A 9922-nucleotide genomic window follows, 5' to 3' on the forward strand; every position below is an offset into this window, starting at 1 on the left:
TGACATAAAGGTAATATTCTTTTGGCATTTAATTTCCTCCATTTCTTTTTTTGTCTGCGTTTTTAGACAAAAAAAGGAGGACTTCTGCACATAGGCATAAAAAGTCCTCTAAAATGAAAAAAATCTATTACAAAATTTATTTTATGGAATATTATAAAAAATACTATTCACAACTTCTCGTTTTTCTTGCGTTTTTATCATATGTCCCTCTTGTAATTTACTAATATATGCATTTTCATAAATACGTGAAATCAATCACTTTATCACAAACTGACTCTAAAAACTCAACATCATGGGATATTATTAAAATCAACTTATCTTCTTCCTTTACTTTCTTTATGTTTTTAGCTACTATTTTCATATTTCTATAGTCCAATCCACTGGTTGGTTCATCGAAAAATAGAATTTTCTTGTCGGATAGTAAAGCGGATAAGATAATTACTCTCTGTTTTTGTCCTCCTGACAAGGTGTGAGGATTCCTATCACTGATATTTTTCAACTCCATATCTTTTAACCAAGTATCTAAAGCATTATCATCTTTAATATTTGATGTTAATACTATTTCATCTTTAACGCTGTCCGTGAATAACTGACAGTTCACTTCCTGCATAATAAGCAGGCTCTCATTTAGCCTACTTTTTATATTTAAATTCTCATCATCTTTTAAAATTTTACCTTTATTTTCTTTGTTTAAGCCACATATAATTTTTGCTAATGTAGACTTCCCAATTCCATTTTCTCCAACAATTCCAATAATATTCCCATAAAAAAATTTAAGATCCTCAATGGACAAAATTATTTTGGTATTTCTTTTGAATATTAGATTTTTTAACTCTAATAAAGTCCCTTTATTTGAAGTTTCAAAATCATCAAATCTTTCAATAGCTTTATAATCAGAATGCCTAAGTCCTGTTCTCATTCGTTCATCTTCACTTAGATTTTCAATTTCGTCCATACTATATTCTCTGATGATTTTTCCATCCTCTAAGTATATTGCTCTATCAACAATGTCTTTTAAATACCACAACCTGTGTTCTGCAATAATAATAGTTTTTCCTAAAGATTTAAGCTTTTTTATTGTAAGCGATAGTTCTTTCATTGACTTTATGTCTAAGCTTGAAGATGGTTCATCAAGAATAAATATCTCAGGGTTTAATGCGTAAATGCTTGCTATAGCAATCTTCTGCTTTTCTCCTCCAGAAAGATTGAATATATTTTTATTCATCAAGTTTTCAAGATGAAGCTCTTTTTCAACTTCTCCAATCCTTTTGTTAATTACTTCTCTTTCTATTCCATAATTTTCTAAACCAAAAGCGATTTCATCGGTTGTATTGGTTGTATAAAATTGTGTTTTAGGATTTTGAAAAACCGAGCCTACATTATTAGATAATTTATAAATTGGTGTGGTAAATGTATTCATACCATTGACCATAACGCTGCCAGAAATGTCCCCATCATAAAACTCAGGTATTATACCGTTCATAAGCTTTAATAGAGTCGACTTTCCGCAACCGCTCCTACCACACAGAAGAATGCATTCCCCTTTTTTGATTTTCAAATTTATATCTTTTAATGAGTAATCAGATCCTCCCTTATACTTAAAACTTAATTCTCTAATTTCAATCATAAGTCCCACCCTGATACTTTCATAAATATTACTATTGATAAAATTAAAATCATAAGAATTAGAACACCAATATCATTTTTTCTAAACTTAATTAGGTGTCTACTTGTTTTGTTAACAGGAGCATCGAGTCCCCTTATAATGGCTGATTGAGAGAGCTCATCCCCAATTTCTATCACACTTACGAACAATGGCACAAAAAAATATTCCATAATTAATGTTGGTCTTCTTGTTAAATTGATTAAGTTAAAATTAATTCCTCGAGTTTTCATCGCCATATTTATATGACTCCATTCGTCTTTAATAGTAGGCAAACATCTAAATATTACAGAAATCATTATGAGCGAGTCTTTTGAAAGTTTTAATTTTTGTAAAGTTGCTACTGCAATGGAAACAGATGTGGAATTTAAAATCCATTTACCCACGATAATACATGGCAAAAATTTTCTTCCAATTGCTAAGATAAATAAAATTAAATTCAAAAGAAAATTCATATTAAAATAGGCTAAAGATTTTTCCAATACTACACTTACTACAAAAAATAAAATATACCTTATAGCGGATTTTTTATAACCATCGCTAATAATAATGACAAGGAAAAATAATGTAATAAGGCTTTGATAGATCCAATCAAATCCCAAAAAAATTAAAATATTCGCACCTATAAGCAAGATAAGTTTTGTTCTGAGGTCATATTTTGACCCCAGAACAAACTTTGAATTTTCCATTATAAAACTCCTGCGGATTCCAACTTTTTATTTAATATTTTTTTTGTAAAATAAGAACCGATCAAAGAGAATATAAATGTTCCTATAATCATAACTGGTAACATCCATATTGGCGTCCATGCCCTTACTGTGTTACAAAAGCTTTGATCTAAGCCACCTTTTATTACACTTTCAAAAAATGCTTCTCTCATAACCCAAATTGGTAAAAATCCTCCAAATAAGTTTAGAGAAAAAAACATATGACTAATTGTATTTTTCTTAAAGTCTGTATAATTCCCACCTTTTGCTATGAACATAGCAATTATTCCGGCAGGCACTGCCACTAATGGTGCAATTGGAATATGTCCAGTTGCAACTAATAAAATACTTGGTAAGATAGCTGCGATTACAATAGCAGTAGCTGACTTTGTCTTTGCAAGAAGCATATGATAGGTTGGTGCAGCAAATAGTGCTACAAGCATAGGCATTAGTAAAAATAAAACAGGGACAGGCATAGATATTGCCCCAATGACTGCATATGTTACAAAGTAAAGTGCAATTAAAACACCGGCTGTAACTGCATTTTTTGATGATTTCTTTTGTGTTTTCATAAATTTCCTCCTTTAAAATTGATTGTTACTGTACAATCTTCCATTCTTTAGACTTTTCTTGATAATTCCATAAGTCTTTATATAGTCTTTCATTTTTTATAAGTTCTTCATGCTTCCCAACTTCCTCTACCTTTCCTTTGTTTAAAACAACAATTTTATCAGCTCCCATTACGCTCCTTAATTTATGAGCTACAACCACAACTGTTTTATTTTTAATTAAATTTGATATTGCTTCCTGTATAATAAGTTCATTTTCAGGATCAAGTGAAGATGTTGCTTCATCAAGTAGTATTATTGGTGCATTTTTTAATATTGCTCTCGCTATTGATATTCTTTGTTTCTCACCTCCAGACAGAGTCGCTCCTCCTTGTCCAATCATAGTGTCAAATCCATCATCTTTTTTGACTATAAAGTCATAAGCTCCTGCCATTTTTGCAGCATTCATGATTTCATCTTTACTTGCATCTTCATTTCCAAATTTTATATTGTTATAAATTGTGTCTTTAAAAAGATACACATCCTGAAAAACAACAGAAAATTTATCCATTAATTTATCAGGGTCGGCTGTTAGCAAATCTACTCCACCAATTTTAATTGTCCCTTCATTAGGATCATAAAATCTGGAAATTAATTTAATTAGTGTAGATTTTCCAGAGCCAGAGTAACCAACAAAGGCTGTTAATTCATTTTCATTAATGTCTAATGAAACATTATCGATAACCTTAGATTCCTTATAAGAAAATGAAACATCGCAGATTTCAATTTTGTTGCTTTCGTTTACATCGGAATTTCCTGACATAGGTTTAGCGTTAAGTAAGTTAATGATTCTATCTCCTGAAACTGATGCCATTTGTAGACCTGTATAATTTACAAGTGCAAGCTCCAAGGGATCAAAAATCCTTGTGCCTACAAATAAGAACATTAAAAATGTATCAATTTCCAAAGATCCATTTATAAATAAATAGGAACCAACTAAACTCATCAAAGGAAGTCCTATTCTTAAAATCATACTTGCTATAGTAGTTAATGAACCAACCCCTTTCTCACTCTTAATATTTGCATTTCTTGAGTTATCTATATCTTCTTCAAGCTTTGTTAATGTATCATCTAAGCTGTTATAAGCTTTTAGAGTCTTAATAGCATCCAAATATTCGTTTATATCTTCTTCCTCTTTTATCCTCATTTTCTTTGTTTTCAAATAAATTTTTTTCTGAAAGTTTTGCATGAGTGTAAGAAGTAGAACAGAAATCGGCAATCCAATAAGTGTTGCTATTCCCATTTTTACATTAATTATCAAAAATAATATTGAGCAAAGAACCGCTACACATATGCCACTGAAAAATTGAGGTAATTGATGCGTTACTGCCGTTTCAACTTTGAAAAAATCATTCATTAATGTATCTAAGATCTCTGCTGAACTTTTTCCTGAAATATAACCTATTGGCAATTTTCTTATGTGGTCTGCAAGCTCTATTCTTCCATCTGCACTTGTCTTATATCCAAGTTCATAGGTATATTTTGTGGCTAAATTTTCCAATAAGAATGTTATTAAGAAAAATACTGCCATTATCCCAAAATACTTCCATAAAAGGCTCGTATCTATACTATCTGCACCTCTATTTAAAAATAGTGTTTCTACAATTTTCGCCAAAGCAATAAATGGTATAAGGTTGGAAATAGATGCCAAAACATTTAAAATAATTGATTTTCTTATATTATTCATCTTTCCTAATGTAATATTTCTTATCATTCATTCTCACTCCCTTCTATATCCATTTGCCAAATATTTGTCTTCTTATAAATATCAAAGAGTCGCTTATATATTCCATCTGCAAGGATTAAATCTTCATGCTTACCTCTTTCTGCAATTTTTCCATCAGATATTACTAAAATTTGATTTGCATGCTCTATAGTATTTAACCTATGAGCAATCATAATAACCGTCTTATCCTTAACCAATTCAGATAAAGCTTCTTGCATAAGATATTCATTTTCAGAGTCAGCAAAACTTGTTGCCTCGTCTAATACTAATATTGGTGCATCCTTTAAAATCGCTCTTGCTACTGCAATACGTTGTTTCTCTCCGCCAGATAAATAAGTTCCTTTACCCAAAACAGTATCATACCCATCAGGAAGTTTTTCAATGAAATCATGACATCTTGCTTTTTTACATGCTTTTATGACATCCTCTTTTGTAGAACCTGTCTTTGCCATAGCAACATTATTGAAGACTGTATCTGTGATAAGATCACTGTCTTGAAAAACGAATGCTATCCTCTCCATTAAGGCGTTCATCGGAATATTTTTTATATTAACTCCACCAATTTTAATAGAGCCTTCTGAAGGATCGTAAAATCTGGGTATTAGCGTTCCAATGGTAGATTTGCCTGCTCCCGAATAGCCAACTAATGCTGTAACTTCTCCTTGTTTAGCACAAAAGCTTATATTCTTTAAAACCTCTTCATCTCCATAAGAAAAGCTTACATTCTCGAATTCAAGATCATGACCTTTTATCTCTTCCTCATTATTTTCAATTGCCAATTCTTTTTGATCTATAATTTCGTAGATTCTCAAAACAACTTCATTTAGTAAATTCATTCCTTCTGCAAAATCTCTAAGTTTTAATGCAGGTACGCTAATGGCAGGTGCAAGAATCAAATAGAAAATAAAAACTGTAGCAAAATCCAAGTTATTATTTCGTGACATTAAAAGTATTCCTACTGGAACTATGAATGTAGCAACAGATAAAATAAACATTCTAAATGAAACAAATCCCGGTCTTATCATTGATGTCATCGAACTTGTAAAGTCTCTATATTCTCCTACTGACTTTGAAAAAGTTTTAAATGATTTTGATCCTGTTCCAAATATTTTCACTTCCGGCATACCTTTAACGTATTCAGTAGTTGCTGAATTAATTTGATCCAAAATCGCAAAGTTCTTCTCAAGTCCACCCGACTTTATAATCTTTGCCATGATTGCAATCTGAATTCCTAAACCGACAAATATAATTAACAAAGTCGTAAGACCTAATATTAAATTTATCTTCAACATAACAATTATCATTGCTAAAATTAGTGCTAAAGTTGAAATTAAATTTGGTAATTGATGAGAAAAATATCCCTCAATTTGATTCATGTCCGATCCTAATACTTGCCTTATTTTTGACTTGTTGTCTCCGGTAAAAAAACCTAAAGGAAGATTCCCAATATGAAATAATATCTTCTTTTTTAAGTTAGCTATTAAAACATATGAAAACTTATGGCATAAAATACCTCCAATGTAAGTTAAGCAATATGACAATACCACTGCTGCAAGTCCATAGGTGCAGAACTGTATTGTACTTTGTTCTAATTTTCCATATAAAAATAGAGATTTTATGACTTTGTATATCACCAAAATTGGACAAATACTTAATAGCATCCCAAGACTAACAAATAATATCCCTCCTACAAGTTGTCCTTTTTTTATTTCACTGTAGGAAATAATATCTTTGATTGATTTCTTCTTTTTCATCTAAAACATACCTCCTTACCGAACGAGTTCGTTCATTTGCCTTAAAACTAATACAAGGAAAACACCATTGATGTTTCCCTTGTAAAATACTTATATTTTATTTTTCTCTAATAAGGTCTTTGAAATAGTTCGCTTATTATTCCAAAGGCTTCACTTGAATTTGTTTTGTTTTCTCCCTTAATAATATAGTCATTATATATTGTTCCAACAGCTCCGTATAAAATAAAAGCTGCAAAACTTCTCACATTTTCCCTGTTTATTCCCATATTATTTTCTATTTTTTTATTTTCAATTCCTTCAATTATAAACTCTGAATAGACATCTATAAATTTTCCAATGTAATGAATCAATTCCCATAGCCTGTAAGAGTTATCTGTAATTGAATTCTCTTTCGAAAAATTATATCTTGTTGTAAATTGACCGATATCTTTTACTATAAGTTCTCTTACAATTTTTATTCTTTCTTCGTAATCCATTTCCTTATTTTGAAGTATATCCAACTTATTTTTTAGTTTTTCTTCAAAATATGTTTCCATACAAGCCAAGAAAATATCTTCTTTTGATTTGAAATAATAATAAAACATTCCCGGTGCTCCGTTAACTTCTGCGAGAATATCTCTAACAGAAACTTTCTCATATCCATCCTTTTCAAAAAGTCTGGATGCTATGTTTATAAGTTCCTGTTTTCTTTCTTCTGGATCTTTTACATTTCTCATTACCAAAACCTCACCACCTATTGACCGACACTCGTTCTGTATAGTTATATGTTAGTCTAATCTAACCGTTTTGTCAAGAGTATAGTAGAAAATCATACTTAAGTATGATATAATTACTAATGATTTTAATATATGCTTAATGCTTGAATTCTTTTGTAGCAAGCACAGTAAGTGTACGGACACTTACGGAAAATTGACGAAGCAGCCCTTTGGGATCTGCTTCTTTTTTTATCAATTTTTAGCTTGTTAGGGAGAACCCTAAGACCCCGAAATACACTCAAAGGAGGAATTAACTATGGCAAATAGAATAAGAAACGAAAGACTTGAAATTAAATTAACCGAAGAAGAAAAGGCTCTTTTTGAAGAGAAAAGAAAACTTTCAAAGTGCAGAAATATGAGCCATTTCATCCGCAAATGCGTTTTGGAAAAGGAAATTTATCAAGTAGATTTAGAGCCTTTCAGAGATTTACAAGGCTTGCTTTCCAACGCAACAAACAACATCAATCAGATTGCAAAGCGAGTAAATTCGACAGGTGTAATCTATAAAGATGACATCAGTGATATAAAAAAAGAGATTGAACATTTCTCAAAAGAGCTGTGGCAAATTCATTCACTACTTCTGAAAAGAACATCTGAAACGGAAGGTGAATAATAATGGCTATTACAAAAATACATCCAATAAAATCGACTCTTAATCTTGCTATCGACTACATTGTAAATGGAGATAAAACAGACGAGCAGCTTTTAATAAGCACTCATAAATGCCACGAATCAACTGCTCACACTCAGTTTATAAGGACACGAAATGACGCAGGAACAAAAGGAACCGTTCTTGCAAGACATCTCATTCAATCATTTTTACCGGGAGAAACAAGTCCTGAATTGGCTCACCAGATTGGTATGGAGCTGTGTAAAAAGATACTTAAAGATGAGTACGAATTTGTCTTATCTACTCACGTAGATAAGGGGCATATCCACAATCACATCATCTTCAATAATGTAAATATGGTAACAGGTAGGTGCTACCAGTCTAACAAGAAAAGCTACCACCAAATCCGTTATCAGAGTGATAAACTCTGCAAAGAAAATAGCCTATCTGTCATTGACGAGTTTTACGAAAGCTATAAGAAAAAATACAAGACTAACGGTAAATCTTGGTATGAAAACGAACAGGCAAAGCATGGGACTTCTTGGAAAAGCAGGCTTCAATTTGACATTGACAGAATGATAAAACAGTCAAAGGACTGGGACGAATTTTTAAAGAAGATGGCAGATCTTGGCTATGAAATCAAATACGGTAAGCACATTGCTTTTAAGCCAAAAGATAAGGCGAGATTTACAAGGGCTAAAACAATCGGAGAAGATTATACCGAAGAAAGATTAAAAAAACGAATTGCAGAAAGAGAGTTTATCAAGACTCCTGCCGTCAAAAAACGCATCGGCAATGTTATTGACATGAACACCAATGCAAAGGTGAAGGAAAGCAAAGGCTACGAATATTGGGCAACCAAACATAACCTTCATACAATGGCTGAGTCTGTTATTTATATCAGAGAACATGGCATTAAATCCGTTAAACAGCTTGACGAGTATATTCAAAAAGCAGCCGATGAAAGGCAAAATATACAGGATAAAATCAAGGCTATTGATAAGGAAATGCAGAAGCTTTCCACCACTATGGAGCAAGTCCATACCGTTAAAAAATACAGAGCGTGCTACAAGGAATATACTGCTAATCCGTCTGACAAGGCATTTTTTGAAGAGTACAAAGCTCAGATTACCCTATATGAAAATGCTCTCTCAGAGCTTAAAAAATCCTATTCCAAGCTCCCAAATTCAAAGGATATTTTAGCCGAGCTTGATAAATTACAAGAAAAAAAGAACACCCTTATGCAAGAGTATTCTTCCTCAAAATCTACTATGGACGAGCTTTATAAGATACGAAAAAATTACGGAATCTACATGGGTAAGGAGATGGAGAGGTAGTCTTTATCTCCTTTTTTTCCTAAATAAAAAAGAGTCGGTGCAGTCCTAAGACCACACCGACCATAAGTTTATCTCTCAGTTTCTTTTGATACTTCTTTCTTTTCTTTAGGCTTTTCCTTATCTTCAGCCTGATATTTTTTAATGGCACCAAGCACAGACTCTTTCTTTTCATCTCGACCTTTCATCTGTTCTTTTGCCTTTAAGAGTTTTGAAGAAAGTATCCTGATGTTAGTATGTTCCTTGCCGTTATCGTCAACGGAAGTTCTAATCTGTCCAAAGAGTTTTACAAAATCTCCCTGCTTAAAGTCTTTTGGAATATCACCCTTTTCTCCGTATGCGGAGCAATTATGATACACCTTATTCCCCTCATCATCTTTAGATGCCACAGAGAAATTTACTACCTGAAAGGCTTCGCCGTTCTTATTTTCCCTTTCAACTACATCGATCTTTCCTACAATATTTCCAACGATATTGACAAGATTATCTTTCTCCTCTTGAACATAAGGAAGATCTTTAATCTGCCCCTGTTCTCTTAAATCTTCAATCATGTAATCAAATTCCTCATGCAGTAAATTAAGGCTGTCATTGTCCATATAAGCCTCATAGAGCTTATCCAAAGCACTTTCATCGTTGATACCTTTTTCCATGCTGATAACCGCCTTAACAAAGTCCTTGTGATTATCACTTACCATATCTTCTATCTGATTTCTAATTGTTTTGTAATCCATGTTTTTATCTCCTTTCATGGCAAAAGGGAGGTTT

9 protein-coding genes are annotated in these 9922 nt (G+C 32.1%); 2 read left to right on the top strand and 7 right to left on the bottom strand.

The genetic code is table 11. From position 1 onward, the window contains the following. Positions 1-235: 235 nt before the first annotated feature. The 6 genes from HMPREF2801_RS03930 to HMPREF2801_RS03955 all read right to left on the bottom strand — a co-directional run bounded on the left by HMPREF2801_RS03930 (position 236) and on the right by HMPREF2801_RS03955 (position 7180). Entirely contained in the window at positions 236-1627 is a 1392-nt protein-coding gene (locus HMPREF2801_RS03930) for an ABC transporter ATP-binding protein (protein WP_070610651.1), read from the bottom strand. Continuing rightward, on the bottom strand, positions 1624-2352 hold the full coding sequence (locus tag HMPREF2801_RS03935; protein ID WP_070610652.1) for an energy-coupling factor transporter transmembrane component T: 729 nt from the start codon (positions 2350-2352) through the stop codon (positions 1624-1626). Before HMPREF2801_RS03935 ends, HMPREF2801_RS03930 begins: the two co-directional genes overlap by 4 nt. Continuing rightward, positions 2352-2942, bottom strand: a complete 591-nt coding sequence (locus tag HMPREF2801_RS03940) for an MptD family putative ECF transporter S component (RefSeq protein ID WP_019034321.1) — start codon at positions 2940-2942, stop codon at positions 2352-2354. Before HMPREF2801_RS03940 ends, HMPREF2801_RS03935 begins: the two co-directional genes overlap by 1 nt. A gap of 25 nt (positions 2943-2967) precedes the next feature. Beyond that, positions 2968-4692, bottom strand: a complete 1725-nt coding sequence (locus HMPREF2801_RS03945) for an ABC transporter ATP-binding protein (RefSeq protein WP_070610653.1) — start codon at positions 4690-4692, stop codon at positions 2968-2970. Next, positions 4689-6458 (bottom strand): ABC transporter ATP-binding protein, encoded by a 1770-nt coding sequence (locus tag HMPREF2801_RS03950; RefSeq protein WP_070610654.1) that lies wholly within the window; start codon positions 6456-6458, stop codon positions 4689-4691. The genes HMPREF2801_RS03945 and HMPREF2801_RS03950 overlap by 4 nt, the downstream gene beginning before the upstream one ends. A gap of 107 nt (positions 6459-6565) precedes the next feature. After that, positions 6566-7180, bottom strand: a complete 615-nt coding sequence (locus HMPREF2801_RS03955) for a TetR/AcrR family transcriptional regulator (RefSeq protein WP_148130068.1) — start codon at positions 7178-7180, stop codon at positions 6566-6568. A 289-nt stretch (positions 7181-7469) separates the two neighbouring features. Here HMPREF2801_RS03955 and mobC point away from each other — a divergent pair, with 289 nt between their 5' ends. Then, entirely contained in the window at positions 7470-7826 is a 357-nt protein-coding gene (mobC, locus tag HMPREF2801_RS03960; protein ID WP_070610655.1) for a plasmid mobilization protein, read from the top strand. 2 nt (positions 7827-7828) lie between these two features. Continuing rightward, complete coding sequence (locus HMPREF2801_RS03965; protein WP_070610656.1) at positions 7829-9160, top strand: relaxase/mobilization nuclease domain-containing protein; 1332 nt, start codon at positions 7829-7831, stop codon at positions 9158-9160. A 68-nt stretch (positions 9161-9228) separates the two neighbouring features. Here HMPREF2801_RS03965 and HMPREF2801_RS03970 read toward each other — a convergent pair whose 3' ends face one another. Beyond that, positions 9229-9888 carry a single-stranded DNA-binding protein gene (locus HMPREF2801_RS03970; RefSeq protein WP_070610658.1) on the bottom strand — a complete coding sequence of 220 codons (660 nt, stop codon included), beginning with the start codon at positions 9886-9888 and terminating at the stop codon, positions 9229-9231. Between the last annotated feature and the right edge of the window lie 34 nt (positions 9889-9922).

Origin of the sequence: Peptoniphilus sp. HMSC062D09 (assembly GCF_001811425.1) — a bacterium.
In the GTDB taxonomy this organism is placed as follows: Bacteria; Bacillota; Clostridia; order Tissierellales; family Peptoniphilaceae; genus Peptoniphilus_A.

Coding starts and splice junctions, on each gene's coding strand:
- HMPREF2801_RS03965 (WP_070610656.1), top strand. CDS start 7,829: ATGGCTATTACAAAAATACATCCAATAAAATCGACTCTTAATCTTGCT.
- HMPREF2801_RS03940 (WP_019034321.1), bottom strand. CDS start 2,942: ATGAAAACACAAAAGAAATCATCAAAAAATGCAGTTACAGCCGGTGTT.
- HMPREF2801_RS03970 (WP_070610658.1), bottom strand. CDS start 9,888: ATGGATTACAAAACAATTAGAAATCAGATAGAAGATATGGTAAGTGAT.
- HMPREF2801_RS03945 (WP_070610653.1), bottom strand. CDS start 4,692: ATGATAAGAAATATTACATTAGGAAAGATGAATAATATAAGAAAATCA.
- mobC (WP_070610655.1), top strand. CDS start 7,470: ATGGCAAATAGAATAAGAAACGAAAGACTTGAAATTAAATTAACCGAA.
- HMPREF2801_RS03930 (WP_070610651.1), bottom strand. CDS start 1,627: ATGATTGAAATTAGAGAATTAAGTTTTAAGTATAAGGGAGGATCTGAT.
- HMPREF2801_RS03935 (WP_070610652.1), bottom strand. CDS start 2,352: ATGGAAAATTCAAAGTTTGTTCTGGGGTCAAAATATGACCTCAGAACA.
- HMPREF2801_RS03950 (WP_070610654.1), bottom strand. CDS start 6,458: ATGAAAAAGAAGAAATCAATCAAAGATATTATTTCCTACAGTGAAATA.